The following is a 26,938-nucleotide window of genomic DNA, read 5'->3' as shown; positions in this document are numbered from 1 at the left end:
AATGGGCCGGCCATTCGGCTCAGGCCGCGGCGCCCATCATCAGCCGCACGATCTCCTCGTCGGTCGTCTCGGACGGCTTGCGGCTGCCGCCGACGACGCCGCGGGCGAGAACGATGATCCGGTCGGCGGCCGCGAAGATATCGGGTAGATTGTGGGAAATGAGGATGATCCCGACATTCCGCGCCTTCAACCGCTCGATGAGGGCCATGACCTCGCGCTGTTCCGGAACGCCGAGCGCCGCGGTGGGCTCGTCCATGATGACGAGCTGCGCCTCCCAATGGATCGCGCGGGCGATGGCGATGGCCTGCCTCTGTCCACCCGACAATTCCCGGACCGCGGCCTTCGGATCCGGCACCTCGATCCCGAGGCCCTTCATCACCTTGGCCGCATCTGACCGCATCCCGGCGCGGTCGAGCACGGGAATCCCCATGACACGCTTCATCTTCTCCCGCCCGAGATAGAGATTCAGCCCGGGATCGAGATTGTCGGCGAGAGACAGATCCTGATAGATCGTCTCGATCCCGGCGCGGCGCACCGCCTCGGGGGAACTGCCGGTCAGCCGTTTACCCTTGAACCGGACCTCGCCTTTCGTGGGGGTGTAGACGCCGGAGATCATCTTGATCACCGTCGACTTGCCCGCCCCGTTGTCGCCCGCCAGCACCACGCATTCGCCGGGCGACACGGTGAAGGAGACATCCTTGACCGCCTCGTTTCCTCCGAAGCGCTTGTTCAGGCCGTCGACTTCCAGAAGCGCGGTCATGATCGTCCCCCCGCGATACGGTCGCGCGACTGATCGACGATCACGGCGACGATGATGACGAGGCCCACGGCGATGAATTGCCAGTAGGGCGGCAGGCCGGAGAAGACGAGGCCGAACTGGATCACCGCGATGATCAGCGATCCGATGACGGTGCCCGTCACCGTGCCCTGTCCGCCGGTGAGCGAGGCCCCCCCGATGAAGACCGCGGCCACCGCATAGAGGAGGACCGGCTCCCCCGCATTGGCCGCGCCCGCAGAGAAGCGTCCGGTATAGACGAGCCCGCCGGCCGCCGCGGTCAGCGCGGAGAGGACGAAGAGGATCATCAGGTGACGCTTCACGTCCACGCCCGCCCGCTCGACCGAGGCACGGCTGGCCCCGAGCGCATAGGTATGCACGCCGAACCGGGTGTAGGTCAGGACGTAGTGGCAGAAAAGTGCGAGGGCGAGCGCGACGATGACCGGAATCGGCACGCCCGCGACGTCGCCGTTGCCGAAGGTCCGCGCCGCGTCGTTCTGGATCGACACCACCGCGCCGCCCGCGACGATGAGCGCCGCACCGCGCGCGATCCCGTAGGTGCCGAGCGTGCCGATGAAGCTTGGCACGTCGAGGCGAGAGACGAGCCAGCCATTGATGACGCCGACGATCGCCCCGGCGGCGAGCCCTGCAACGACCCCGAGCAGGAACGCGACCAGACCTGCATCGGACCCGACGAAATTGATGACAAGCGCCATGACCACCGCGGCGAAGCCGGAGGAGAAGGCGATGGAGAGGTCGATATGCCCTGCCACGACAACGAGGGTGAGCCCCAGAGCCATGAGGAGGATCTGCGACGCGGCGATGGTGATCGACTGGATCGAGTAGAGACGGAAGAGGAACGTGTTCCCGGTCTGCGTTTGCGCGTAGACTTCGAAGAAGACGAGGATCAGCGCCAGGAAAAGCCATGACCAGGCGTTGAGTAGGGGCTTCACGAAGGAAGCCCCGCCGATCTGTAACATGCTTACGCCCTATTCGGAATAGATGAACGGGGCGACTTCGTCGCTGTCCACGTTCTCGGCGTCGATGACCGTGAAGCCGGTGCCGATCTGGGTCGGGACGGATTGCCCGGACAGGACGGCATAGGCCGTCATCACGCCGTAATAGCCGATTTCGGCCGGATGCTGGGCGATCGCGGCATCGACCTGTCCGGAGGCGATGTTGTTGGTGATGCTCGGCGGCGCGTCGAAGGCGATCACCGTCACCTGATCGGACATGTCGGCACCTTCCACCCCGTTGGCCGCGCCAAGGGCGGAGAAGAGGTTCGCGCCAAAGACGCCCTTGATATCGGGGTTACGTGCAAGGACCGCCTGGAACTGCGAGGCCGCCTGGGACGCGTCGTTCTCGTTGTACTGCGTGTCGAGCACCTCGATATCGGGATAGTTCTCCTCGATCTCGGCGCGGAAACCCTCCTCGCGTTGGTCCATGGTCGAGACCCCGGGGCGCAGATGCGCGACATAGACCTTGCCCGCCTCGTCGATCCGCTCTGCCATGGCGCGCGCCGCGATGCGACCGCCGAGGACGTTGTCGGAGGCGATGTAGGAGATCGGGAAATCGGCGTCGCCCGAGCCGTCCTGATAGGTGCCGTCGCCGACATAGGTATCCACCGTGATCACCGGGATCCCTGCGTCGGAGGCGCGGCGTAGCGGTTCGATCATCTGCGTGCTGTCGGTCGGCGCGATCAGGATCGCATCGGGGCCGCGCGCGATTACCGCGTCGAGAACCGGGGTCTGCAGGACCGGGTCGAATTCCTCGGCACCCTGGAAATTCACCTCGATGCCGAGGGCTTCGGCAGCGAGCTGCGCGCCGCGGTTCATCGTAATGTAGAACGCATCCGTCGTCAGGCCTGGTACGAGCGTGATGCTGACATCCTCGGGCAGAGATTGCTCTTGGGCGCTCGCGGCCATGGCGAGACCTGCACCGAAAACGGCCGCAATAGCGGTCCGCCGGAAAATCGAATTCATAATGTTCCTCCCTAAGCGGCCGCACTTGTGGGACGCCATTGGAGAACCGTATGCCTCGGATTTACTCGCGTCAACTTTTAAGACCTGAGCCGGTTCTACCGACATTGCCTTCGCAGTTCGGATGGTCATCCGGTCTGCCCGTACGACGTTTTGCGTACATCCCGTGATGCTGGCTTGGTATTGGAGGTCTTCGTATCGGCTCCGGTTCTCCCTATGTCTGCCACGTCCTTGCCGTGCATCGCGGGAGACGGGGCAGGCAACAGCGGAACGAGTCCGGCGATTGATCTGTTGGCACGGGTCAGGGTGTATTTCGACGGAGGGAAGTTTTGACGACGTCGCGCAAGATGAACGGCCTCGCGATCCGCGACGGTCATGCCACGCGGCTTGCGCGCCATCTCGCGGAAGAAGTGGCCATTGCCCTCGTCTATCAGCAGACGACGCAGGCCGTGCTCATGTCGACCCCATCGGATCTCGAGGACCTCGCGACGGGGTTCAGCCTGACCGAAGGCATCGTCGCACATGGTGGAGAGATCGAAAGCCTGGAGATCGCCGCGCATGAGAAGGGGATCGAGCTTCGCATGTGGATTGCCGGGGAGAGGGCCGCGCGACTTGCGGCGCGTCGGCGCTACATGGCCGGCCCGGTCGGATGCGGTCTCTGCGGGATCGACAGTCTCGAGGAAGCGCAGCGCTCTGTGCCGACCCTTCCTAAAGCCGATTGCCGGTTCGACGCGGCGACGCTCGCACGGGCGCCCGACGCGCTGCGCCAGCACCAATCCCTCCATGACCGGACCGGCGCGGTCCATGCGGCGGGCTTTCTCGGGCCGGAAGGCACGATCGTCATGGCACGCGAGGATGTCGGGCGGCACAATGCCCTCGACAAGCTCGTCGGCGCACTGGCGCGGGAAGGGATCGACGGCAGACGGGGCGCGATCGTCATGACGAGCCGGGTCTCGATAGAGCTGGTGCAGAAATGCGCGATGGCGCGGGTGCCGCTCCTCGTTGCCGTCTCCGCACCAACCGTTCAGGCGGTTCGCCTCGCCGAGGCATCGGGGATCGCGCTCGCCGGATCGGCGCGGGAGGGGCGTTTCGAGCTTTTCGCAGATCCCTGCCGCATCGTGTCGGAACCCGTCGACCGGCCCTGATCCCTCAGAACAGTGCGACGAGGAAGCGGATCGTGACGGCGAGCAGGAAGAGGCCGAAGAGGCGCTGCAAAACCTCGCGCGACAGGCGATGCGCCAGCCGCGCGCCACGCCGCGTCGTCAGGATCGCGGTGGGCATCGTCAGGACCAGCGCACCGACGGAGACGAACCCAAAGGCATCGTGCGGCAGGCCGGCCTTGCCCCATCCTGCGAGAACGTAGCCGATCGTCCCCGGGATCGCGATGAGCACCCCGACGCCAGCGGAGGTCGCGACCGCGCGATGCATGCTCCAGCCATGGAGCGTGAGGATCAGGTTCGAGATCGCCCCGCCGCCGATCCCCATCAACGCCGACAGCAGACCCACGATCGCGCCATAAACGGCTTGGAGCGGATTGCCGGGCAGCCCGTCGCGAAGCTGCCACGCACCCCGCGCGAAGAGCATCTTCACGGCATTCGTTCCCGCCACCACCACGAAGACGATCTGGAAGAGTTCGGCGGGCGCGTAGCGGGCCGCGGCGCTTCCGATAAGGACGCCGCAGGTGACCGGCACGGCCCAGGCGCGCAGATGCGGAATGTCGAGCGCACCCGATTCCGCATGGGTCCGGGCGGACAGGATCGAGGTCGGAATGATCATCGCGAGCGACGTGCCCACGGCGAGGGGCATGGCAATGTCGGGCCGTGTCCCCATGAGGAGAAACGTCTGGTAGAAGACCGGAACGCTGATCGCGCCCCCGCCGACGCCGAAAAGCCCGGCAAGAAGCCCGATCGCCGCACCGGCCACGATCAGGCCAAGCGCCATCAGGGCCAGAACCTGCGGCTCCGCGAAAAGAGATGTCGACCCACTCATGGAGCGGTCCGCAGGACGAGAGAACACGTCGGTCGGACGGGTTCCGCCGTTATGGATGCGCTGTCGAGATTCATGGGGGACAGACCGGGGCGAGGCCGGGGACTGCGGACATCTTCACGGCCGGCCGGAGCCGCCGAGAGGCAGCTTCGTCCGATTGACAGACCTTCGTGGCCCGTTATTCTTGTATACGATGAACTCACCTAAAGAAACCAACTCGAACCTTCGGCCCCATGGCAGATGGTACGGCGATGCATGCGGCACGGCCTTCGGGCTGGAATTGCTGGGCGAGCGATGGTCGTTGCTGATCGTTCGCGAGATGATGTTCGGGCCGCGGCGCTTCACCGATCTTCGTGCGAACCTGCCGGGGATCAGCGCGAAAGTCTTGACGGAGCGGCTCGTGGCGCTCGAGGCGAACGGCATCGTGTGCCGCCAGACCGCGCCCGAGCCCACGCCCGCGCAGCTCTACGGATTGACCGATTGGGGCTACCGGACCGAGCCGATCATCCAGGAACTCGGCCGATGGGCCGCAGCCTCGCCGCTGCACGATCCGACGCTTCCGCTCTCGCCCGCGTCGTTCATGCTGTCGCTCCGCACGATGCTCGACCGGGAGGCCGCCCGGGACGTGAAGGCCACGCTGCTCTTCGCCATCGGAACGGCCCGGTTCACCGCAGAGCTGGAACGAGGAGAGATGCCGGTCAGCCGCGGCGAGAAGGATACGCCCGATCTGCGCTTTGCCGCGGCGAGCGCCCCGCCCCTTGCCGCCCTCTTCTACGCAGACGTACTCCCGGCGGAGGCCGGCGTGTCCATCGCGGGCGATCCTGCGCTTGGCCGTGCCGTCCTCGACCTCTTCCGTCTTCCCGAGAAAGCGTGACCGCGCGGGAGCCCTATCCATTCAGCCCATGACCTCGTCGAGAAGGGCGCGGTAATCCGCAGACGAAGCCTCCCTGGGGTTCGTCGCGTGGCTATGATCGGCAAGCGCGCGCTCGACGACGAGCGGCAGAATGGCCGGATCGACCCCCATCGCGCCCAGTGAGGCGGGAATGCCCAGACGGCGGTTGAGGGCGTCGAGCGCGTCCGCGACCGCACCGCCATCCGTGTCGAACGCATGCCCGAGGCGGTCGAGCTTGTCGCCCACGTGGTCGGCATTGAAGCGTACGACGGGCGGCAGGAGGAGGGCGTTGAGCGTCCCGTGGTGCAGGACCGGCTCCTTCAGACCGCCCAGGGCATGGCTCAGCGCGTGTATGGCGCCGAGCCCCTTTTGGAACGTCAGGCCGCCCTGCAGGGCTCCCATCATCAGTTCGCTCCGCGCGTCCAGATCGCCGCCGTCCTCCATAGCGCGGGGCAGGGCGAGCCAGATCCGCCGTGCCCCATCGAGGGCGATCGCTTCCGCGGGCGGATTGAAGCGCGGAGAGAACAAGGTTTCCACGCAATGCGATAGAGCGTCGAGCGCCGTCGCTGCCGTCAGGCCGGGCGGCAGGCCGAGCGTGAGCGTGGGATCGCAGATCGCCCGCTTCGGGATCAGGTGTGGGCTAATGAATCCGAGCTTGCGGCCATCCGAAAGCGTGAGAAGGGCGGCCCGGCCGACCTCCGCACCGGTCCCGGAGGTGGTCGGGATCGCGATGACGGGAGCGACCTCCGACGTGATGCGTGCGAGCCCCCCTTCGATCAGGGCGTATTGCGCGAGCGGACCCGGATGTGATGCCCGGAGTGCCACCCCCTTGGCGAGGTCGATCGGTGAGCCGCCGCCCAGGGCCACGATCCCGTCGCAATCCCCCTGCCGGTATGAATCGAGCGCCGCGTCGAGCGCCTCTTCCGTCGGGTTCGTCGGCACATCGAGGAACATCGGCGTTCCCGCGGGGAGATAGGCAGAGAGGCGATCCGGAAGCCCCGCGGCCTCGAGCCCGCGATCACTGATCAGGAGGGGCCGCGAGATGGCGAGATCGGCAAGCGCCGGTCCGAGCGTCTCGACGGCACCCGCGCCGAACTCCACCTGGGTGAGATAGGTTATCGTGCTCATTCTGATCCTCCCTCTTCGGGTCGATCGGAGATCTCCGATGCCCGCACAATGGCGCAGAGACCCCTCGCGGCGCCGGCCACGCGCCCTTGTCGGACAGGTTCGACCCGGCGTCCACCCTTGGCGAGACCCGCGTCCGTCCGAGCGGGGGATCAACGCGGCATCGCCTCCGGAACGAGCCGACCCTCCGTAAGGATGAGCGAGCGGTCGCAATATCGCGCCCGCAATCCTGCACTGTGGCTAACGAGGAGGAGAGCCAGACCCCGCCGGCGGGCCACCCCTGTCAGCCGCTCGAGCAGGGCTGCCTGCTCGAGCGCATCGAGTTGCGCGGTGATCTCGTCGCAGACGAGCGCGCGCAGCCCGGGATGGAAGAACCGGGCGAGCGATACCCGGGCAAGCTCACCGCCAGAGAGTTCCGACGGATGCCGATCCGTCCAGGCGGGCGCCACGCCGAGGGCCGCGATCGCCTCCGGGTCCGGCGTGCCGCCATTGGCAAGAATGCGCCCGATCCGCCAGCGCGGATCGACCGCGAGTTCCGCGGCCTGGGGCGCGTATTGCACGGGTGCGGGACGCCCGACCCCGGGCGGCGGAAGAGGGGCGCCGTCGAGCCGGACTCGACCGGATTGCGGCACGAGATGTCCGCCGAGGATGCGTCCGAGCGTGCTCTTCCCGCTGCCCGACATTCCGCCAAGCCCGACGATCTCTCCCGCGCCGAGCGCGAGGCTTGCTTCGGAAAGGACGGGACTGCCCCCGAAGGCATGACCGATCCGTTCGGCGCTCAGCATACCGTATCGGGAAGCTGGGCGCGCCACAGGGTCCGCGAGAAGACCGTCGAGAGCGCGGTCCCGTCACCGGTGAAGGCGTCGGCCGGCGCGATCTCCACCGGATGGCCATTCTCGAGGATCAGCACCCGATCCGAAATACGCGTAAGACGGGTCAGGTCGTGGCTCACGACGACGAACCCGCGTCCATCCTGCGCGAGGCGGCCCAGGAGCGACATGACATGATCGGCCGCGTCCGGATCGAGTCCGACGGTCGGCTCGTCGGCGACGATCCAATCCGCACCGCTTGCGAGCGACGTGGCAAGGAGCGCACGGCGCGCCATGCCGCCCGAGAGCATGTGCGGATAGAGTCTCGCGACGTTCCGGGACAGACCGACATGGTCGAGGAAACCTCCGGGATCACGCCGACCGCGGGCGAGGCGGCGGAGTTGGCGACCGATCGGCGCGAGGGGATCGAGCGCGTCGAGCCTCTGGGGTGCGAGCGCGATGTCGCGTGGCCGTGGCGCCTGGCCGTCCACGGTGATCCGTCCCGCGCGCCTCGCACCGGCAGGCAGTATGCCCGCGAGGGCGGCGGCCACGAGGCTCTTGCCTGCGCCCGACCGTCCCGCGATGCCCAGGATCTCGCCACGGCCAAGCGTGAAGGAGATACCGTCGAGAAGACGGACCGGCTGGCGATCGGCCCGCGGCAAGACCAGCCCCAGACTTTCGACCCGCAGGCTCACGATGCGCCTCCGGGCGGTTCCGCGGCCACGCGCAACGCTTCGCCGAACCTCTCGAAGGCGAGCGCCACGAGGAGGAGCCCAGCCCCGGGCGCTACGGCCACCCACCATCGTCCGGCGATGATCTCGCGCAGCGACTCGGCCAGCATCACGCCGATCGACGGCAAGTGCGGCTCGATCCCGAGGCCGATGAAACTCAGCCCCGCCTCGTGCAGGATTGCGTGGGGAAAAATCAGAACGAAGCCCGCGATGAGGTGCGGTGCGAGATGCGGCGCCATGTGGTGGCGGGCAATCCAGTGCGCCGGTCGTCCAAGCGCCTGCGAGGCCGCGACGTAGTCGGACGCAGCAACGCCCTGCGCCTCGTGGCGGAGAAGCCGGGCGAGACGCGGCCAATGAGTGAACGCGATCGCGACCACGACGCCGTTCGTCCCTCCGCCCATGGCATAGGCGATCATGATGAGGAGCACGAAATGCGGAAGGCCCAACGCGAGTTCCGTCAGGACGCCCACCGCCTGATCCGCCACCCGGTTTGAAGCCGCGGCGAGCGAGAGCAGGAGCGCGATCCCCGTCGAGGCCGTCGCCGCGACCAGTCCGACCTTCACGCTCATCGCGAGGGCCGCGAGCGTCCGCGCGGCGACGTCGCGCCCGAGACTGTCCGTGCCGAAGGGATGACCCGGATCCGGCGCACGGCCGATCGCGCTTGCGTCGATCTCCAGAAGGTTTGCGGGCAGGAGCGCGGACCCTCCGAGGACCAGGATGAGGAGGCATGCGGCCCAGAGCCCGCGATGGAGCGGGGGTCGGATCCCTCGAACGGTTCCCTCTCCGTCCGCCGAAATATCGAGCGCCGTCATGCGGTCGTCCGGCGGAGGCGCGGATCGACGAGTTGCGCCGCGACGTCGGCGAGCAGGTTGCCGCAGAACACGAAAAGCAGTGTTGCGAGACCGATCCCCATGAGGAGCGGCGCATCCGCTCCCGTGGCCGCCCGAACCGTCGCCTGACCGAGACCGGGCCAAGCGAAGATCGTCTCGGCCAGCACCGATCCGCCGAAGAGCTCGCCGGCACCCGCGAGGTGAAGCGCCAGCGCCGGGCCCAACGCGTGGCGCAATCCTGCGCCGAAGGCGACGCGCCGCCAGGATAGCCCATGCGCCCGCAAGTGCAGTGCCGCGGGGCTTTCGAGAAATCCCAATAGCCTCTGCCGGGTATGCAAGACGAGCGGCGCCGTCCCGACGAGCGACAGGGTTGCCACCGGAAGGACGAGGTGGCGAAGCCGGTCGCCCATCCCCGTCTCCGCTGCCGTGAGCCCGGGTGGCGCGGCACAGCAGGCGGGAAGCCAGCCCAGGCCCACGGCGAAGACCGCGATCAGGAGCAGCGCGATCCAGAAGCCCGGGCTAACGGAAAGCGTCACCGCCACGAAGCGGATCAAGCGGTCCACCCTGCCGCCGCGGGAAGCCGCTGCGGCGATGCCGAGTGCCGTGCCGAGGACGAAGGAGAGGACGAAGGCGATACCGATCAGCGCGAGCGAGGCGGGCAGGCGCCGTTCGATCACTTCCGCGACCGGAACGCCGTAAGTCAGGGAGCGCCCGAGATCCCCCGTCATCGCCCCGCCGAGCCAGGAAAGGAACCGCTCCGGCGCCGGCTGGTCGAGACCCCATGTCGCGGCGATGGCCGCGCGCTGTTCCGGGCCGACGAGCGCGCTGAGATCGCCGATATAGGCCTGCACGGGATCGATCGGGGCGAGCGAGACGAGGGTGAAAAGACCGATCGTCGCCAGCGGCAGCAGCCAGGCGAGCCTCAGAAGACGCCCGAGAAGGAGCGGGCGGAGCCAGTTCATTCTGCGCAGGTCCACCGCCACCCGGGCAGATCGTGGGTGATCGGAAAGCCGTGTCCGTGCGGGTGGATCTGCATGGGGCCCATGTCGAGGCATTCCGACACCCAGTAGGAATGTTCGAGATTGACCATCCAAGCCCATGCCGCGTCGCCGCGCGGCCCGAAACCGGTTTCCCCGTCCCAGGCGGCCGCGCGCCAGTGTGGCAACGAGGCGGCGAAATCGTTCGCGCTCTCCGCCGCCTCGAGATGCGCGTTCACGGCGGGGTTGTCGTAGTAGCCTGGATTGAAGTCGTCGATGGCGGCGAACCGGCCATGATAGAGATTGTAGACCTCCGAGGGATCATGGGCGCCCCACCCGAAAACGACGACGTTCGAATGCATCATCGCGCCGATCTCGTCCCAGCTCCGTCCCGCGGGCTCGGCCGTGATGCCGATGCCGCGCAGCTGCTGCGCCGCACCGAGTGCAAGGGCCTGGCGGGTGCTGTCGCTCGACGGATAGACGATGGCGAACCGTGCGGGGAGACCGTCCTTCTCGCGTGTCCCGTCCCCATCCGCATCGACCCAACCCGCCGCCTCCAGCGTCGCGCGGGCGGCATCGGGATCGTTCCCGGCCAGCCCCGCATCCGGGTTGTCCCAGGGCAGGCCATCGGCGGGCCCTGTTGCCGGACGACCGTGCCCGCCGAGCGCGAGCGCGACGAGTGCGTCGCGGTCTAGGGCCTGATTCACCGCCACGCGGATCGCGCGATCCGCCGTCACGTCGTTGCCGATCGGCGCGCCGCCCGCACTCCGCTCTCCGGTATCGGGACGCATGGGGAACATGAGGCCGCGATTGTCGACCGTCTCGATATGCAGCGCCCGCATCCCCTCGGGTGGCGCATCGGCCTGCGATGCGGGAACGGCGACGACATCGGCCACGCCGGTCCGGGCCAGGGCGAGCCCCGCATCCTCGCTGCCGAACACGAAGCTCACCCGCTCGAATGGCACCTCGCCACCGTGCCAGTAGGGGTTCGGTTCGACCACGAGCTGCGCGCCCTCCTGCCACTCGACCATGCGGAACGGTCCCGATCCGATCGGCTCGCGGGCGTAGCCGGGTCCGTAGCTCTTCGCGGGCACGATGCCGAGCGTGGCTAGACGGCTGGCGAAGGAGATGCGCGGTGCGCTCAGTTCCAGGTCGACCGTGAATGGCCCGGTGGCCCGGGCGGCGACGAAATCCTGCAGATCGACGAGCCCGCCGGCATCGCGGGCGGTATTGAAGGTGAAGGCCACGTCTTCCGCGGTCACCGGCGCCCCGTCCGAGAACCGCGCATCCTCGCGCAGCGTCACGCTCCAGATCAGGCCATCCTCCGACAGCCCCCAATCCGTTGCGAGATCGCCCTCGAGCGTCAGATCGGCATCGCGCTTCAGAAGTGTCGACTGAAAGAGCGGATTGCCGTAACGACCCCAGCCCGTCAGGGGATCGAAGCCGCCGTCCGGCTCGCCCCCCACGGCGAGGACGAGCGGGCGGGCCGAGAGCGGGGCCGAAAGGAAAACTGCCGCGCAGAGGACGGCTGCCGTCAGCTTGGTCATCTTCCCTCCGGTATGAAAATCGCCTGCGAAATTCATACGCCCTCGGCAAGGAAGGTAAAGGGCTTGCGTCCCGCGACACGGAACGGAACCATCGCGTGCCAAACGGAAGGACGCCAGATGCCGCGGATCACGGTCTCCATTGAGGATCACCTCCTCGCCGAGCTCGACGCCTACATGGATCGCTCGGGGGCGACCAACCGGTCGGAGGCCGTGCGCGAGCTGATCCGGCGATCGCTCGGCCGCGATGCGCCGGACGACGCGGAATGCATCGGGGTGCTGAGCTATGCGCTCGAACTCTCGACGCGCGATCTGTCGCGCCGCGTGCCGCAGAACCGTCACGCCCGGCACGACCAGGCCGTGGCGACGATCTCCGTTCCGATCGATCACGACGTGGCCGTGGAAGTGACCGTGATGCGCGGTGCGCTCGGGGGGGTCGAGGATTTCGCCAACGGTCTCTTTTCGGAGCGCGGCGTTCGACACGGACGGCTCGCGCTCATCCCGGTGGAGACGACGCGCGACGTGCATTCCCACGGCGGCGCCCCGCATGCGCATGCGCATTACAAGATCCGCGACGGGTTCTGATCGGGGCTTTCGGGCCGAAATCGGCGATGTCGAAAGATCGTGAAAATGACGGAAAAATCCGCTTGCGTGCCCAGAAGGGTTTCCCTAGTAACTGCCGCCAATGGCCCGTTCGTCTATCGGTTAGGACGCCAGGTTTTCAACCTGGAAAGAGGGGTTCGATTCCCCTACGGGCTGCCATTTTCCCTTACGATCTGAAGTCCGACGAAGCCTCAGGGGGCTCCACCGATCCGCGTTTCAGGCGCGGGCCGCGTCTTCGAGGCGAAGTTGGGCGCGGCTGCGGCCCCGCCAATGATTGAGCTCGAGCCGGCCGGCGAGGTGGAAACGGTCTCCGCCATGATTTTCGAGCGCGTTACCCAGATCGCTATCGAAGGCCCCGAAGGCGATGGCGTCGAGCGTCGGTCCGGAACCGTCCGTGACCGAAAGCTTCAGATGACGTTCCCCGACTCTGCGAGCAGAGGTGATCCGGCATCTGGCGATGGCGAAGCGCGGCGCCGGCGCGCCCATGCCGAAGGGTCCGGCACGTTCGATCTCCTCCACGATCTCCGGTGACGCGGCGCTCGCCATCAGAAGTCCCGCGAGCCGCAATGGTCGCGCCTCGCCCTGGCCCGATCCCTGCCGGGCGAGAAGGTCCGACAGGCGCGCCATTGCGGCATCGATTCCGTCCCCTGCAACGGTAAGGCCCGCAGCCATGCGGTGGCCGCCTCCCTTCAGTAGAAGGCCCTCGGCCGCCACGCGCTGTATCGCGGCCCCGAGGTCGATGCCGGCGACCGAGCGACCCGATCCCTTGCCGATCCCCCGATCGAGTCCGATCACGACCGACGGACGCCCGGTTGCCTCGGTCAGTCGGGCAGCGACGATGCCCACGACGCCCGGATGCCACCCCTGCGATGCCGCCCAGACAAGCGCGCCATCCGTGCCGCGCGCTTCCGCCTGGGCGAGCGCTTCCTCGCGCACCCGTGCCTCGACCTCGCGGCGTTCGGAATTCAACGCGTCTAGGCGTTCGGCCAGCCGCTCGGCCTCCCGCGGATCGTCGGTGGAAAGGAGCCGCGCACCGAGATCGGCCTGTCCGATCCGGCCGCCCGCATTGATCCGCGGCCCGAGGAGGAACCCGAGATGGAAGGCGGTAGGCGCAGTATCCATCTTCGCGACATCGCTGAGCGCCACGAGCCCCGCGCGGCGCCGACGGGCCATGACGGTCAACCCCTGCCGCACGAGTGCGCGATTGACCCCGATCAGGGGCGCCACGTCCGCAACGGTCGCGAGGGCCACGAGATCGAGGAGGGCGATCAGATCGGGGCCTGTGACTCCCTCAGATCTCAGCCTCCTGTTCGCCTCGACGAGGAGCAGAAAGACCACCGACGCGGCGCAGAGATGGCCGAGATCGCCGCTCTCGTCCTGCCGGTTCGGATTGACCACCGCCACCGCGGCGGGCAGCGTCTCGCCGCTGAGATGGTGGTCGAGGATCACGACATCGGCCCCCTCTGCCGCCGACACGGGACCGTGCGAGAGCGTGCCGCAATCGACACAGACAATGAGGTCGTGATCGCGGGCGAGGGCCTTCATCGCCGCGTCGTTGGGCCCGTAGCCCTCGTCGATCCGGTCGGGGATGTAGAGTGTCGCCTCGTTCCCCATCGCCCGGAGCCAGACGAGCAGCAGGGCAGCGGATGCCCCGCCATCGACGTCGTAATCGCCGAAGACGGCGATCCGCTCGCGCCGCGCGAGTGCCGCGAGAAACCGTGCCGCGGCCCGGTCCATGTCCTTGAGCGCCAGCGGATCGGGAAGCAGGTCGCGCAGGGCGGGGGCGAGATAGGCCGCGGCGTTATCGGGCGTGACGCCGGCCCCGCATAGGACGCGCGCGACCGGATCCGCGAGGCCCGTGCGCTGGCACATCGCCTCCGCGAGCCGGTCGTCCTCCGCCGACGGACCGATCCAGGTCCGCCCCGTCAGCGAGCGTTCGACTTCGAGGAAGGCGGGGCGTTCGGCAACGTCAGGTCGCGTCGTCATGGCCGCCTCCGGAGCCGATGGCCCGCGATACCAGGCCGGATCGGTATTGCCCCCCTGCCGATCAGCGGACCCCGGAATGTTTCGTCGGATTGCGGTAGATCATGCGTCTGACCGAACCCGTGCGCGACCGCATCAGGATGGTTTCCGTCGTAAGGTAGCCCGGCTCGCGCTTGATGCCGTCGACGATGGAGCCATCGGTCACGCCGGTCGCCGCGAAGATCACGTCGCCGGAGACGAGGTCGTCGCGGGTATAGACCCGACCGAAATTGGTGATACCCGCTTTGCTCGCGCGACCGCGCTCGTCGTCGTTGCGGAAGAGGAGCTTCGCGAACATCTGTCCGCCCATGCACTTGAGCGCCGCCGCCGCGAGCACGCCTTCCGGTGCGCCGCCCGATCCCATGTACATGTCGATTCCCGTCCGTCCGGCATCCGCGCAGTGAATGATGCCGGCCACGTCGCCATCGGTGATGAGGCGGATGGCGCAATCGGTTGTCCGCAGCTCCGCAATCATCTCCTCGTGGCGCGGCCGCTCGAGCACGCAGACCGTGATGTCGTGGGTCGAGCAACCCTTGGCGGAGGCGAGCGCGCTCACCCGTTCGGCAGGGGACATGTCGAGCGTCACGACGCCGCTGCGAAAGCCCGGACCGATGGCGAGCTTCTCCATGTAGACGTCGGGCGCGTGCAGCATGGAGCCGCGACCGGCCATCGCGATCACGGTCAGCGCGTTCGGCATGTCCTTCGCGGTCAGCGTCGTACCTTCGAGCGGATCGAGCGCGATGTCGACGTCCGGGCCGCTGCCGGTTCCGACCTCCTCGCCGATATAGAGCATGGGCGCCTCGTCGCGCTCGCCCTCGCCGATGACGACGGTTCCGGCGATCTCGAGCTTGTTGAGCTGGTCGCGCATGGCGTTGACCGCGGCCTGGTCGGCCGCCTTCTCGTCACCGCGGCCGATCCAGGCGGCGGAGGCCAGCGCTGCGGCCTCGGAGACGCGGGCGAGGCCCAGAGACAGCATGCGGTCGTTGAAATCGTTGGTCTGGGCCATCGGCCGAAGCTCCCCGGAAAACTGGTGGACGACACCTAGCCCAGAGGTTCGCGGCGGGGCAAGCCGATTGCGGCACTCTCCGCCCCCTATCGGGGCACGCCTGTATCAAAGCGCAAGCCGGCCAATCCGCCGGGCGTTGTGAAGGATTGCGTGACCTCGATCCGCGGCGTTCGAGGGTCGGGGAGCGGAGTTTTATGCCGTGCTCCGCTCGCATGGGGCGGTCGACGTCGCGCCAACGAGCGCATTTCTTCATCGGAGATCGACGGCTCGCGGACGGAGCAATGCCGTGAAAAGCTGACGGGTTTGGATCGTCGCGACGACTACCACATCTCTTTGCGGGTCATCGTTCCCGCGCCGATACGGCGCGGGGTCGCTAGAGTTCCTCGATCCGCAGGGCGACGGGCGCGCCGGCAAGGACGCCCGTTCGGTCCATGTCCTCGATCGCCCGGTCGAGCGCGCTGCGCATGGCGCGATGGGTGACGATGAGGACCGGCGCGGTGACGTCGGCATGGCCGTATTGCCGCATCCGGTCGATGGAGATGCCGGCTTCCCCGAGACAGGTCGCGATCTTCGCGAGCGCGCCGGGTTTGTCCTGCAGGGCCATGCGCAGGTAATAGGGCGCCGGCGTCGGCTCCGCCGCCTGTCGGGCGGGCGCGAGGCTTGTCGCGGGCTGTCCGAAGGTCGGCAGGCGCTGGCCGCGGGCGATCTCGATCACGTCCGACATCACCGCGCTCGCCGTCGGCCCCTCGCCGGCGCCCGCGCCGCGCAGCACGATCCGGCCCACCGCATCGCCCTCGAGAACCACCATGTTGGTCGCGCCCTCGAGCTGGCCCAGCGGCGAGTCGACCGGAACGAGGCAGGGGGACATCCGCGATTCGACACCGCGGCCCGAGCTTCGCGCCACGCCGAGGAGCTTGATGCGGTAGCCCATGTCGGCGGCCGCGCGGATGTCGTCGATGGTCACGCGCTCGATCCCCTCGAGGGAGATCGCGGGGAAATCGACCCGCGTGCCGAAGGCGATGGACGTGAGGAGCGCGAGCTTGTGCGCGGCATCTATGCCGCCCACGTCAAGGGTCGGATCCGCTTCGAGATATCCCAGTGCCTCGGCTTCGGCGAAGACGTCGTCGTAGGGCAGCGCCGCATCCTCCATCCGTGTGAGGATGTAGTTGCAGGTGCCGTTCATGACCCCCATGACCCGCTCGATCCGGTTGCCCGCGAGCCCTTCGGTCAAGGTCTTGACCACCGGAATGCCGCCGGCGACGGCCGCCTCGAACCGCAGCGGTGCGCCTGTCGCCTCCGCCGTCTCGGCGAGGGCCTGGCCATTCAGGGCGAGCAGCGCCTTGTTCGCGGTGACGACCGGCTTTCCCAGCTCGAGTGCCGCCTCAACCGCGGCCTTGGCCGGGCCCGCATCGCCACCCACGAGCTCAACGAACACGTCGACATCGTCGCGCCGGGCGAGGACGACCGGATCGTCCTCCCAATCATAGGCGCCGAGGCGCACGCCGCGATCCTTTTGCCGCGACCGGGCCGAGACTGCGCTGATCGCAATCTCCCGTCCCGCCCGGGCGGCGAGAAGCGCGGCGTGGCGCTGGACGATGCGGACCACGCCGGTGCCGACGGTGCCGAGCCCTGCGATGCCGAGGCGAAGGGGGGATGTCATTGGCGGGCTCCTCGGTGGTGAACGGGTCGCCCGCGCTTACCGGGTTTGACGAAAGACCTCTAGGGTGGAGATGCATCATCCGCTTTTCCGGTCCCGCGCGCTTCGCGGAGTCGGTCCCGCTCCCGATCCGTCAGGACCTCGCCGCGCATCGCATCGGCCCGAGCGCGCAGCGTGGCCGCACGGTTTGCGAGCGCATCCGTCCCGGCGGCATCGATCCGGTTCGGGCGATTAGAATCGGCCAGCACGCGGGAAAGCGGTAGCAGGACCGGCTCCGGCGCGCCCGGATCGACGTCGCTCCGCGGAAAATCCGGTAGCTCGGCGGCGCAGCCGGCCACGAGGAGCGTCAGGAGCGGGAGAAGGCGCATGGCTGTTCCGTCGCGACTTGGTATCCGATGGCCCATCCTAGAGAGGTCACGGCTTGGAGGGAAAGGTATTGCCGCGGGCTTGCGCTCCGCCGCCTGGGGGATAGGAGGAGCGGATGGCTCCTACCGATCCCGATCTCGGCATAGACGCGGTGCCCCTGACGCTTCGCGCCTCTCCCATGCGCCGCGCTTTTGCGGTGGGCGTGCTCGCTGCACTGGGGGTCCTGCTGCTTTCCATGGGGATCACCGAACCGATTGGCGCGATCTGGCGCGTGGCGCTGGTCGCGGGAGGAGGTTTGGCCTGCCTCTGTTCCGTGATCCTCTGGCGTTCGACGGGAGGCGTCCTGGTGCTTTCGGGCGACGCATTGCGCGACGGAGACGGGCAGGTGATCGCGTCGCTTGCCGAGATGGTTCGCGTGGACCGCGGTTCCTTCGCGTTCAAGCCGTCGAACGGGTTCGCCGTGACTTTGCGCCGGCCCGCGGAAACCCGCTGGGTTCCCGGGCTCTGGTGGCGGGTGGGCCGAAGACTTGGCGTGGGCGGCGTCCTTCCTGCAGCGCAGGCGCGGCTGATGGCCGAGCGTCTCATGGTCCTGATCGAGGGGGGCACGAATGTGATGTTTCAGGATACGGACGGGCGCTAGACCCCGCTGCAATCGGAACAGAGAAGCTGGGCCGCGCGCGGGCGGGTGAAGCTGAACCGCGAGATCGTCCGATCGGTGAGCCCGATATTGAAGAATGGCCGGTAGTACTGGAAGGTCTCGACGATGATCATCTGGTCGCCGGCGACCATCTCCGGCAAGCGGCTGTCGAGCCCCGACATGTTCGTGTGGGCGGGCGCCCCGTCCATGCCGTGCGACCACCGCAGTTGCGTCTCGACCGTCTCTCCGTCCGCGGCCAGTTCGGCGCGAACGAGCGAAATGCGGGTTTGCGCGCCCTCGCGCGCGCCCGACAGCGAGGCGTAGAGCCCGTTCATCCGGGTCAGCTCTGCCGTATCGACTGTTTCCGACCGGCTCAGGATGTCCCCGATCGTGTAGGTGGTGCGCGTCGCCAGCATCTCCGATCTGTAGGTGTCCCAAAAAACGAGCATCGCCGCGTAGGCCCAGAAAAGGATGGGAAGGATGATGACCGCCTCGACGGAAAGCGTGGCGCGTTCCGATATAGCGAAACGGCGTATCGAAGCGCGCAGCCGATTGGTCATTGCACGGGCTCGTTCACGAATGCGCTGGCCGTCACCAGCATGTATTCGCCGTCGCCGGATTTCGGCAGCATCAGGCCCAGCCCCGACATCGGGAAGAAGGGCCTGGCCGGCATGCAGGCACGTATGACCATCAACTGGTCGTTGGCGCCGTAATCGAAGGGGGCCTCCGCCGCCGCGCAATTCGGTGGCGGGATCGAGAAGGGCTCGTTACCCGCCGCGACGGGCGAGAGTTCGACGCGGATCCGGTTCTCGCAATCGGCGAACATCAGCGCCGACTGGCAGATCCGGCGTTTGATCTCGGTGGTCCCCGTCCCGCCCGTGGTGCGCACCCGGAGGTCGCGGACCGCGATGTCCATTCCGCGATCGAGCATCAGGCTGCGCGCCATCAGGACCCCGCTCTCCACCGCGGAGAGAAAGATCAGCATGAAGACCGGGAAAAGGATCACGAACTCGATCGTCGCCGAGCCATCCTCGCGGCAGGCAGCCGCCGTCAATCGCCGGAACTGGGCTCGAAGGCGCGTCGGTCGGGTCATCGCGACAATCTCAACGGTCTCACGTTGCGCGCGATCGCTGCGAACGCGTCGGAGATCTCGATCCCGTCGACGTCGAAGAAATGCGGCTCATCGGTCGCGCAGCCTTTCAATGTCTGGTTGCCGTGATCGGTCGCTTCGAACCCGATCGCGTAGATCTCGACTTCCTGGTTCTTGGCCGCCGTACAGATCGTGTCCAGCTGCCGATCGGCATCCGTTGCCGGAACGTCGCGCAGCACGCGCCAGTACCAATCCCCGCTATTGGAGTTGGCATTGTATTGCAGCAGGTAGTGCCGCTGCACGTTGGTCTGGTTCCAGAGATCGGGATAGGTGAGGCGCACGGGGTCACCGATCCCGTTCGTCGGATTGCCGTCGTTGTCGATCGGCGCGTTCGACCGGGTATTGGTCGCACTCGCATGCCACCGGTAGCGGCCGTAATATGCGTCCCAGTATCGAACCGAGAGCCGCCCGTCATCGGGATCGCGCCAGACCTCGGATGTCGCCGTCATGTAGTCGCGTTTCATCTCGACCCGCTGCCAGTTCTCGCCGTCGGACATCACGACGAGAATCTTGCGCACACCGTCGGAGCGGTACTGGTAGGGCCGGCCGCCGAGCTTCGGATTGATCCGTCCGGCTGCGATCTCCGCATCGGCAAGACGCATGCTGGAGGGATCGAGCAGCCACGCGCCCCATTTCACCCCGATATTTATCGAGGTTCCGCCGTTGGCCGAAAAGGCATCGATATAGCTCTTGAGCCTGTCCGGATCGGACGAGAACGGAAAGATCCATCGGCTCTGATCCGTTCGCCTACGACATACGACATCTACCACGCCCAGGTCCGTACCGCTGTAAGGATCGAAATAGGCTGCACGCTTCAGTGGTTCGATCGCGGTGATCGACGTTTTCGTGAACGCGGAATCGTCGAAATCGACGCAGTTCGTGTAATCGTGTTCCGTGCTGAAGTTCAGCAGGCTGACGATCGTCGGGGTGGTCGAAACCTGACCGCTGAACGGCACGATCGAGATCGAAACCAGATCGCGTGTCGGCGCGTCGCGCAGAACGGTATCGACGAATTGCTTGGCCGCGACCTTCAGGTTTCCCAGCCTGTTGTTGTCGTTCATCGACCCCGAGAGATCGAGGACGAGGGAGATTTCGATCTTGTCGCCCTCTTCCTCCGCCTGCGACCAGATCGTCGAGTTGAAGAAATTCAGGTCCACCATCGGCAGGAAGATGGTTCCGATCGAATAGGGCATGTTCGCCGTCACGATACGCCGGACGAGGTCGGTTTCGCTCTCGCCTGCAGTCGCGCCGACCTCACGGCGCGCGTAGATTTCGTCGACGTCGATCGCGACATTCCCGGCTTCGATGCCGGACATCGCGAGATACTCCCGCACGATATCTTCGGGCGTCCGCAGTTGCTGCAGATCTGCCGCGGCCAGAACGGCCCGGTCGAGCACGGCCTGGAGCCGGATGCGTCCGGTCTCGAAGCGCATGAGATCCACGGCAAGCCCGCCGACCAGCACCATCGCCGCGAACAGGAAGAGGGCGAATACCGTCAGCGATCCGTCCTCGGATCCGATACCTGCCTTGCGGCTCGCGAGCTTCACCCGCAATCGGGTGAGCAGGTTCGTACGCACTGTCGGGCCTCCGGTCGCGTTGGCCGATGGCGATTCTCCGCATCGGTCCTGGCGCGAGAATGCCACCCAAATCTGACCAGAACGTGTCCAGGATGCGTTGGGACCGCTACCGCGCAGCCCTCGCTTCCCGTCGCTCTCGCATATTCCCGAAAGCGTGATAGCGTGGAGTCATCTGGGGGTCCTTGAGCGGCCGCATGGCCATCTCGAAGCCCTCGAACCTGAATGGGAGGAAGGCCATGGCGCCTAGGGATCTGAACGAGCCGGAGCCGAGTTTTCGCCAATCCGTCGATCTGATGTTCAATCGGGCGGTCGCGCTCATGGACCTGAGCCCCGGGCTCGAGGAGAAGATACGCGTCTGCAACGCGACCTACACGGTGCGCTTCGGCGTCCGGCTCCGTGGATCGATCCACACCTTCACCGGATACCGTTCCGTCCATTCCGAGCACATGGAGCCCGTCAAGGGCGGGATCCGCTACGCCCTCGGCGTTCATCAGGACGAGGTCGAGGCGCTGGCGGCCCTGATGACCTATAAATGCGCCCTCGTCGACGTGCCGTTCGGCGGCTCCAAGGGCGGACTCCGGATCGATCCGCGCGTCTGGGACGAGCACGAGCTCGAACTGATCACCCGCCGTTTCGCCTACGAGCTCGCCAAGCGCGACCTCATCCATCCGTCGCAGAACGTGCCGGCGCCCGACATGGGGACGGGGGAACGCGAGATGGCCTGGATCGCCGATCAGTACCGCCGCATGAACACCACGGACATCAACGCCGCCGCCTGCGTGACCGGCAAGCCCGCCCATGCGGGCGGTATTCAGGGCCGGACGGAGGCGACGGGTCGTGGCGTGCAATACGCGCTACGCGAGTTCTTCCGCCATACCGAGGACATGCGGCTTGCCGGGCTCACGGGCGAGCTCGAGGGCAAGACCGTGATCGTGCAGGGCCTCGGCAATGTCGGTTACCACGCCGCGAAATTCCTGAGCGAGGAGGACGGCGCGCGGATCGTCGGCGTGATCGAGCGCGACGGCGGACTCTTCAATGCCGACGGGATCGATGTCGTCGCGCTGCATGAATGGATGATGCGCCACGGCGGGGTCGAGGGTTTCGCGGGGGCGAACCACGTCAGCGACGGGTCCTCGCTGCTCGAGGAATCCTGCGACATCCTGATCCCCGCTGCGCTCGAGGGCACGATCAACCGGGAGAACGCGGAGCGGATCAAGGCGAAGCTCATCGTCGAGGCGGCGAACGGTCCGATCACGGCCGCGGCGGACGATATCCTGCGGCGCAAGGGCACCGTCGTCATCCCCGACATGTATGCCAATGCAGGCGGTGTGACGGTCAGCTACTTCGAATGGGTGAAGAACCTTAGCCATATCCGTTTCGGTCGGATGCAGCGCCGGCAGGAGGAGTCGCGCCACCAGCTTCTGATCGACGAGCTCGAAAGGCTTTCGAAGGATCGCGATCTGGGATGGACGCTTTCTCCGGGCTTCAAGCAGCGCTACCTCCAAGGTGCGGGGGAACTCGAACTCGTCCGCTCCGGCCTCGACGACACGATGCGTACCGCCTACCAGGACATGCGCGCTCTCTGGCACGGTCGCGATGATGTCGGTGACTTGCGGACCGCTGCCTATCTCGTGGCCATCGGCAAGGTCGCGGCGAGCTATCGCGCGAAGGGGCTCTAGGGGCGATCCAAGCGTTGCGGCGCCGCCCGGCGGGGCAGCGCATCCCCTGTTCTGGCTTCGTGCCACTCGACACGCGCCGGGTCTCGCACAATATGGGACCCCATGAGCCTGCCACCCGGTTTTCTGGACGAACTTCGTACCCGCCTGAGCCTCGTTCAAGTGGTCGGGCGGAAGGTGTCTTGGGACACGCGGAAATCGAATCAGGGACGTGGCGACATGTGGGCGCCCTGTCCGTTCCACCAGGAGAAGACCGCGAGTTTTCACGTCGATGACCGCAAGGGGTTCTATTACTGCTTCGGCTGTCACGAGAAGGGCGACGCGATCAATTTCGTCATGGCGACGGAGAACGTCTCGTTTATCGAGGCGGTCAAGATGCTCGCGGAGGAATCTGGTCTCGCGATGCCGCAGGACGATCCGCAGGCGCGGCAGACGGCCGACCGGCGGACGCGACTGACGGAGGTGCTCGAGGAGGCGGCGGCGTTCTTCGCGCTCCGCCTGCGCTCTGGCGCAGGTGCCGAGGCTTGCGCCTATCTCGAGCGTCGCGGGCTCGACCGTGCGGCGCAGGGGCGGTGGGGCCTCGGCTTCGCGCCCGCGGGCTGGCAGGGGCTCATGGATCATCTGACGGGAAAGGGCATCGCGACCGACCTGATCGTCGCGGCGGGTCTCGCACGGACCTCCGACCGGGGCCGCGCGCCTTACGACGTCTTCCGAAATCGCGTCATGTTCCCGATCCGCGATGCGCGCGGGCGCCTGATCGCGTTTGGCGGCCGCGCGATGGACCCGGACGACACGGCGAAATATCTAAATTCGCCGGAGACGGAACTCTTCGACAAGGGCCGCTCCCTCTACAATCACGAAGCCGCCCGCAAATCCGCGAACCAGGAGAAGCCTTTCGTGGTCGCGGAAGGCTACATGGATGTCATTGCCCTGTCGGAGGCGGGCTTCACTGCCTCCGTCGCTCCGCTGGGCACCGCGATTACCGAGGAACAGCTGCGCCTCCTCTGGAGCCTCCATCCCGAGCCTATTGTGGCGCTCGACGGCGATGCCGCGGGCCAGAGGGCGGCGATGCGGCTTCTCGATCTCGCCCTGCCGATGCTCGAGGCCGGTCGGTCACTGCGCTTCTGCCTGCTCCCCGACGGGCAGGATCCGGACGATCTCCTGCGCGCCAAGGGTCGTCAGGCGTTGGCAAACCTCCTCGCGAATGCGGTGCCGATGGTTGACCTGCTCTGGCAGCGGGAGGTCGCGCGACATCCCGTCGACAGTCCGGAGCGGCGTGCGGCCCTCGACAGGGCCTTGCGGGAGGCGGTGGGCCGGATCTCCGATCAGGCGATCCGCCGTCATTACGGTGCCGCGATTCGCGATCGGTTGTGGCATCTCTACAACCCTCGCCGGACCGGCCGCGGCCGCGCCGCGCGCACGCCGGTGGTCAATGCCGCCCCAGCGACGCGCAATTCGGCTCTCGCGAGCGGTGGCGCGACGGTGGAGCACCATCTGCGGGAAGCCGTCGTCCTCGCGCTCCTCCTCCGCTACCCCATCCTCCTCGAGCGGTTCGAGGAAGCGCTGGTCCGCACAGAGTTCGACCTGCCGCACCACGCCCGGATCGCCGAGGCAATCCTTGCCAACGCGGGCGCCCCGGCCGAGGCGGTCAGGGATCGCGTGGCGGCATCGCTTGGCCCGGAGACCCTTGAAAATGTGCTTTCGGCGCGCCATCTGACCGTCGTTCCGGCAATGCGCGGGAACGATCCGGCTTCGGCCGGGCTTTGTCTTGCTGAAGAACTCGCGAAGCTCGCGGCCCGCCGCGGCGCGGAGCGTGAACTGATCGAGGCGATCGAGGATTTCGACGCTGGCGCGGACGAGTCGCTGACATATCGCCTTACGAGTGCGATCCAGGAGATGCATCGTGCGTCGAATGTCGCGGGTTCTGCCGATACGGAATGGGAGGTCGCCCCGAATGGGGTGCGCCTCGACCGCGATCAGGTTTCCGCCGCGCGGTCGCTCTTTGATTCGCTTCTTGGGCCGTCCGGGCCCGGGAAAGCCGGAAAGTAAGTTCGGCGGCTGGGAAGCCCGACGGCAATTTGGTAAGAGAATCAGGGTTAATTTTTGCCGAATCATCTGGCCGCGCTAATGATTCGGCGTGACGGACGTTTCGGGCCGGAACGGGGTTGCCCGCATGAGTGAAGGAGTGCCTATGGCCGCCAAGGACAATGACGACCGCAAGCCCGACGATCAGGACGGCGAAGTCATGCTCGACATGAGCCAGACGGCGGTCAAGAAGATGATCGCCGATGCCCGCGAGCGCGGTTACATCACCTACGATCAGCTCAATCAGGTCCTCCCTCCCGAGCAGGTCAGTTCGGAGCAGATCGAGGACGTGATGTCGATGCTGTCCGAGATGGGCATCAACGTCATCGAGGACGACGAGGCCGAGGAGGAGACGGCGAAGACCTCCACCGACGTCGCGACGACGTCGAATTCTCGTGAGGTCGCGGTCTCCACGAGCGAGAGCGAGAAGCTCGACCGCACCGACGACCCGGTGCGGATGTACCTGCGCGAGATGGGCTCCGTCGAACTCCTGAGCCGCGAAGGCGAGATCGCCATCGCCAAGCGGATCGAGGCGGGTCGCAACACGATGATCGCGGGCCTCTGCGAGAGCCCGCTGACCTTCCAGGCGATCACGATCTGGCGCGACGAACTTCTGACCGAGGACATCCTGCTGCGCGATGTCATCGACCTCGAGACGACCTTCGGGCGGTCGATGGGCGAGGATGGCGACGACGCGCCGGTGGTCGAGGGCCTGTCCCCCGCGGGCTCCGATACTTCTTCCGAGAAGGATACCGACGACGGGCAACCGGAACTCGACGCCGACGGCAACCCGATCGCCAAGGGCGACGACGACGAGGACGACGAGGATCAGGCCAACATGAGCCTCGCGGCCATGGAGGCCGCGCTGAAGCCGCGCGTCCTCGAGATGCTCGATTCGATCGCCCGGGATTACGTCAAGCTCTCGGAGATGCAGGATCTCCGGATGTCGGCGACACTCAACGAGGACGGATCGTTCTCGGAAAAGGCCGAGCAGACCTACCAGAAACTCCGGGGCGAGATTGTTCTGCTCGTCAACGAATTGCACCTGCACAACAACCGCATCGAAGCGCTGATCGACCAGCTCTACGGCATCAACCGCAAGATCATGTCGATCGACAGCGCCATGGTGAAGCTCGCCGACCAGGCGCGGATCAATCGGCGTGAATTCGTTGACGAGTATCGCGGCTACGAGCTCGATCCGGCCTGGCTCGAGCGGATGGCCGAGAAGTCGGGCCGCGGCTGGCAGAGCTTTATCGAGCGTTCGACGCCGAAGATCGAGGAGCTGCGCGGCGAGATGGCGCAAGTCGGTCAGTATGTCGGCGTCGACATCTCGGAATTCCGCCGCATCGTCCAGCAGGTCCAGAAGGGCGAGAAGGAGGCCCGGCAGGCGAAGAAGGAGATGGTCGAGGCCAACCTGCGCCTCGTGATCTCCATCGCCAAGAAGTACACGAACCGCGGCCTGCAATTCCTCGACCTCATTCAGGAAGGCAATATCGGCCTGATGAAGGCCGTGGACAAGTTCGAGTACCGCCGCGGCTACAAGTTCTCCACCTATGCCACGTGGTGGATCCGGCAGGCGATCACCCGCTCCATCGCCGACCAGGCCCGCACGATCCGTATCCCGGTGCACATGATCGAGACGATCAACAAGCTCGTCCGCACGGGCCGGCAGATGCTGCACGAGATCGGCCGGGAGCCAACGCCGGAGGAACTAGCACAGAAGCTGCAGATGCCGCTCGAGAAGGTCCGCAAGGTGATGAAGATCGCCAAGGAGCCGATCTCGCTCGAGACGCCGATCGGCGACGAGGAAGACAGCCAGCTCGGCGACTTCATCGAGGACAAGAACGCCGTCCTGCCGCTTGACAGCGCGATCCAGGAGAACCTCAAGGAGACGACGACGCGGGTCCTCGCGTCCCTCACCCCGCGGGAGGAGCGGGTGCTCCGGATGCGGTTCGGCATCGGGATGAACACCGACCATACGCTCGAGGAGGTGGGTCAGCAGTTCAGCGTAACCCGCGAGCGGATCCGGCAGATCGAGGCCAAGGCGCTCCGGAAGCTCAAGCATCCGAGCCGCTCGCGCAAGCTGCGGAGCTTTCTTGACCAGTGATCTAGGCTCAGGACCCATCGATCAGGACGGCGCTGCGTGATTTAGCCTTCGCCAGAAGGAGGCTGACGATGAGTAATGTTGCCTGGCTGACCGCCGCGCAGATGGCGCGGCTGCGCCCCTGTTTCCCGAAGTCGCATGGCAGGCCGCGGGTGGACGACAAGCGCGTGCTCAGTGGTGTTGTATTCATCGATCGCAACGGTTTGCGCTGGCGGGACGCGCCGCGTGAATACGGCCCGCACAAGACGCTCTACAATCGCTGGATCGGGTGGAGCCGCATGGGCGCGTTCGCGCGGATCATGGAGGGGCTCGCCGCCGAGCAAGCCGATTGCCGGACGATCATGATCGACACGATCCATCTGAAGGCGCACCGGACGGCCTCAAGCCTGCGCCTTCAAAAGGGGGGG

25 protein-coding genes and 1 tRNA gene are annotated in these 26,938 nt (G+C 66.7%); 9 read left to right on the top strand and 17 right to left on the bottom strand.

The genetic code is table 11. From position 1 onward, the window contains the following. Positions 1 to 19: 19 nt before the first annotated feature. The 3 genes from LX81_RS15140 to LX81_RS15130 are packed head-to-tail and all read right to left on the bottom strand — an operon-like array spanning position 20 to position 2,757. The gene (locus LX81_RS15140; RefSeq protein ID WP_111538164.1) at positions 20 to 760 is read right to left on the bottom strand and encodes an ATP-binding cassette domain-containing protein; all 741 of its coding nucleotides are present in this window, start codon (positions 758 to 760) and stop codon (positions 20 to 22) included. After that, entirely contained in the window at positions 757 to 1,728 is a 972-nt protein-coding gene (locus tag LX81_RS15135) for an ABC transporter permease (protein ID WP_234822632.1), read from the bottom strand. The genes LX81_RS15140 and LX81_RS15135 overlap by 4 nt, the downstream gene beginning before the upstream one ends. Positions 1,729 to 1,764: 36 nt before the next feature. Further along, positions 1,765 to 2,757, bottom strand: coding sequence for an ABC transporter substrate-binding protein (locus LX81_RS15130; protein ID WP_234822631.1), 993 nt, complete (start codon positions 2,755 to 2,757; stop codon positions 1,765 to 1,767). A 326-nt stretch (positions 2,758 to 3,083) separates the two neighbouring features. Between LX81_RS15130 and fdhD the strand changes: the two genes are divergently transcribed. Continuing rightward, positions 3,084 to 3,899 (top strand): formate dehydrogenase accessory sulfurtransferase FdhD, encoded by an 816-nt coding sequence (gene fdhD, locus LX81_RS15125; RefSeq protein ID WP_234822630.1) that lies wholly within the window; start codon positions 3,084 to 3,086, stop codon positions 3,897 to 3,899. A 4-nt stretch (positions 3,900 to 3,903) separates the two neighbouring features. On the opposite strand, the gene LX81_RS15120 is transcribed toward fdhD, so the two are convergent. Beyond that, positions 3,904 to 4,743 carry a sulfite exporter TauE/SafE family protein gene (locus LX81_RS15120; RefSeq protein ID WP_111538162.1) on the bottom strand — a complete coding sequence of 280 codons (840 nt, stop codon included), beginning with the start codon at positions 4,741 to 4,743 and terminating at the stop codon, positions 3,904 to 3,906. Positions 4,744 to 4,933: 190 nt separating this feature from the next. Between LX81_RS15120 and LX81_RS15115 the strand changes: the two genes are divergently transcribed. Next, positions 4,934 to 5,614 (top strand): winged helix-turn-helix transcriptional regulator, encoded by a 681-nt coding sequence (locus tag LX81_RS15115; protein ID WP_111538161.1) that lies wholly within the window; start codon positions 4,934 to 4,936, stop codon positions 5,612 to 5,614. A gap of 21 nt (positions 5,615 to 5,635) precedes the next feature. Here LX81_RS15115 and gbd read toward each other — a convergent pair whose 3' ends face one another. The 6 genes from gbd to LX81_RS15085 all read right to left on the bottom strand — a co-directional run bounded on the left by gbd (position 5,636) and on the right by LX81_RS15085 (position 11,651). Beyond that, a complete protein-coding gene (gene gbd, locus LX81_RS15110) occupies positions 5,636 to 6,760 on the bottom strand; it encodes a 4-hydroxybutyrate dehydrogenase (RefSeq protein ID WP_111538160.1) in 1,125 nt (374 codons plus the stop codon). A 149-nt stretch (positions 6,761 to 6,909) separates the two neighbouring features. Beyond that, complete coding sequence (locus tag LX81_RS15105; RefSeq protein WP_111538159.1) at positions 6,910 to 7,542, bottom strand: ATP-binding cassette domain-containing protein; 633 nt, start codon at positions 7,540 to 7,542, stop codon at positions 6,910 to 6,912. After that, positions 7,536 to 8,261, bottom strand: coding sequence for an ATP-binding cassette domain-containing protein (locus LX81_RS15100; protein WP_111538158.1), 726 nt, complete (start codon positions 8,259 to 8,261; stop codon positions 7,536 to 7,538). Before LX81_RS15100 ends, LX81_RS15105 begins: the two co-directional genes overlap by 7 nt. Further along, on the bottom strand, positions 8,258 to 9,109 hold the full coding sequence (locus LX81_RS15095) for an ABC transporter permease (protein WP_111538157.1): 852 nt from the start codon (positions 9,107 to 9,109) through the stop codon (positions 8,258 to 8,260). Before LX81_RS15095 ends, LX81_RS15100 begins: the two co-directional genes overlap by 4 nt. Next, positions 9,106 to 10,089, bottom strand: a complete 984-nt coding sequence (locus LX81_RS15090) for an ABC transporter permease (protein WP_234822628.1) — start codon at positions 10,087 to 10,089, stop codon at positions 9,106 to 9,108. The genes LX81_RS15095 and LX81_RS15090 overlap by 4 nt, the downstream gene beginning before the upstream one ends. Beyond that, positions 10,086 to 11,651, bottom strand: a complete 1,566-nt coding sequence (locus LX81_RS15085; RefSeq protein ID WP_111538220.1) for an ABC transporter substrate-binding protein — start codon at positions 11,649 to 11,651, stop codon at positions 10,086 to 10,088. The genes LX81_RS15090 and LX81_RS15085 overlap by 4 nt, the downstream gene beginning before the upstream one ends. A 117-nt stretch (positions 11,652 to 11,768) precedes the next feature. Between LX81_RS15085 and nikR the strand changes: the two genes are divergently transcribed. Both nikR and LX81_RS15075 read left to right on the top strand, forming a co-directional pair. Further along, positions 11,769 to 12,233, top strand: coding sequence for a nickel-responsive transcriptional regulator NikR (gene nikR, locus LX81_RS15080; protein WP_111538156.1), 465 nt, complete (start codon positions 11,769 to 11,771; stop codon positions 12,231 to 12,233). Positions 12,234 to 12,335: 102 nt separating this feature from the next. After that, positions 12,336 to 12,410, top strand: a tRNA-Glu gene (locus tag LX81_RS15075). Between the two features lie 57 nt (positions 12,411 to 12,467). Here the strand turns inward: LX81_RS15075 and recJ are convergent. The 4 genes from recJ to LX81_RS15055 all read right to left on the bottom strand — a co-directional run bounded on the left by recJ (position 12,468) and on the right by LX81_RS15055 (position 17,304). Next, complete coding sequence (gene recJ / locus LX81_RS15070; protein WP_111538155.1) at positions 12,468 to 14,237, bottom strand: single-stranded-DNA-specific exonuclease RecJ; 1,770 nt, start codon at positions 14,235 to 14,237, stop codon at positions 12,468 to 12,470. Positions 14,238 to 14,298: 61 nt separating this feature from the next. Beyond that, positions 14,299 to 15,279, bottom strand: coding sequence for a class II fructose-bisphosphatase (gene glpX, locus LX81_RS15065; protein WP_111538154.1), 981 nt, complete (start codon positions 15,277 to 15,279; stop codon positions 14,299 to 14,301). A 373-nt stretch (positions 15,280 to 15,652) separates the two neighbouring features. Beyond that, entirely contained in the window at positions 15,653 to 16,939 is a 1,287-nt protein-coding gene (locus LX81_RS15060; protein WP_111538153.1) for a homoserine dehydrogenase, read from the bottom strand. A 59-nt stretch (positions 16,940 to 16,998) separates the two neighbouring features. After that, positions 16,999 to 17,304, bottom strand: coding sequence for a hypothetical protein (locus LX81_RS15055; protein ID WP_111538152.1), 306 nt, complete (start codon positions 17,302 to 17,304; stop codon positions 16,999 to 17,001). Positions 17,305 to 17,417: 113 nt separating this feature from the next. On the opposite strand from LX81_RS15055, the gene LX81_RS15050 reads away from it, so the two are divergent. Continuing rightward, complete coding sequence (locus LX81_RS15050; RefSeq protein WP_111538151.1) at positions 17,418 to 17,942, top strand: hypothetical protein; 525 nt, start codon at positions 17,418 to 17,420, stop codon at positions 17,940 to 17,942. On the opposite strand, the gene LX81_RS15045 is transcribed toward LX81_RS15050, so the two are convergent. The 3 genes from LX81_RS15045 to LX81_RS15035 are packed head-to-tail and all read right to left on the bottom strand — an operon-like array spanning position 17,939 to position 20,666. After that, the gene (locus LX81_RS15045; protein WP_111538150.1) at positions 17,939 to 18,499 is read right to left on the bottom strand and encodes a TadE/TadG family type IV pilus assembly protein; all 561 of its coding nucleotides are present in this window, start codon (positions 18,497 to 18,499) and stop codon (positions 17,939 to 17,941) included. The genes LX81_RS15050 and LX81_RS15045 overlap by 4 nt on opposite strands. Next, on the bottom strand, positions 18,496 to 19,032 hold the full coding sequence (locus tag LX81_RS15040) for a TadE/TadG family type IV pilus assembly protein (protein WP_111538149.1): 537 nt from the start codon (positions 19,030 to 19,032) through the stop codon (positions 18,496 to 18,498). The genes LX81_RS15045 and LX81_RS15040 overlap by 4 nt, the downstream gene beginning before the upstream one ends. Beyond that, positions 19,029 to 20,666, bottom strand: coding sequence for a Tad domain-containing protein (locus tag LX81_RS15035; RefSeq protein ID WP_111538148.1), 1,638 nt, complete (start codon positions 20,664 to 20,666; stop codon positions 19,029 to 19,031). Before LX81_RS15035 ends, LX81_RS15040 begins: the two co-directional genes overlap by 4 nt. 236 nt (positions 20,667 to 20,902) lie before the next feature. Between LX81_RS15035 and LX81_RS15030 the strand changes: the two genes are divergently transcribed. The 4 genes from LX81_RS15030 to LX81_RS15015 all read left to right on the top strand — a co-directional run. Next, positions 20,903 to 22,345 (top strand): Glu/Leu/Phe/Val family dehydrogenase, encoded by a 1,443-nt coding sequence (locus LX81_RS15030; RefSeq protein ID WP_111538147.1) that lies wholly within the window; start codon positions 20,903 to 20,905, stop codon positions 22,343 to 22,345. 102 nt (positions 22,346 to 22,447) lie between these two features. Beyond that, on the top strand, positions 22,448 to 24,391 hold the full coding sequence (gene dnaG / locus LX81_RS15025) for a DNA primase (protein ID WP_111538146.1): 1,944 nt from the start codon (positions 22,448 to 22,450) through the stop codon (positions 24,389 to 24,391). Between the two features lie 142 nt (positions 24,392 to 24,533). Further along, positions 24,534 to 26,534 (top strand): RNA polymerase sigma factor RpoD, encoded by a 2,001-nt coding sequence (rpoD, locus tag LX81_RS15020; RefSeq protein ID WP_111538145.1) that lies wholly within the window; start codon positions 24,534 to 24,536, stop codon positions 26,532 to 26,534. Positions 26,535 to 26,602: 68 nt separating this feature from the next. Beyond that, positions 26,603 to 26,938: transposase (locus tag LX81_RS15015; protein ID WP_146259447.1), on the top strand; the 336-nt coding region annotated here is incomplete at its 3' end.

This window comes from Palleronia aestuarii, from assembly GCF_003253995.1.
Classification (GTDB): Bacteria; Pseudomonadota; Alphaproteobacteria; order Rhodobacterales; family Rhodobacteraceae; genus Palleronia; species Palleronia aestuarii.
The sequence above is the reverse complement of the archived record's forward strand: the minus strand, read 5'-3'. Positions and strand labels throughout refer to the sequence as shown.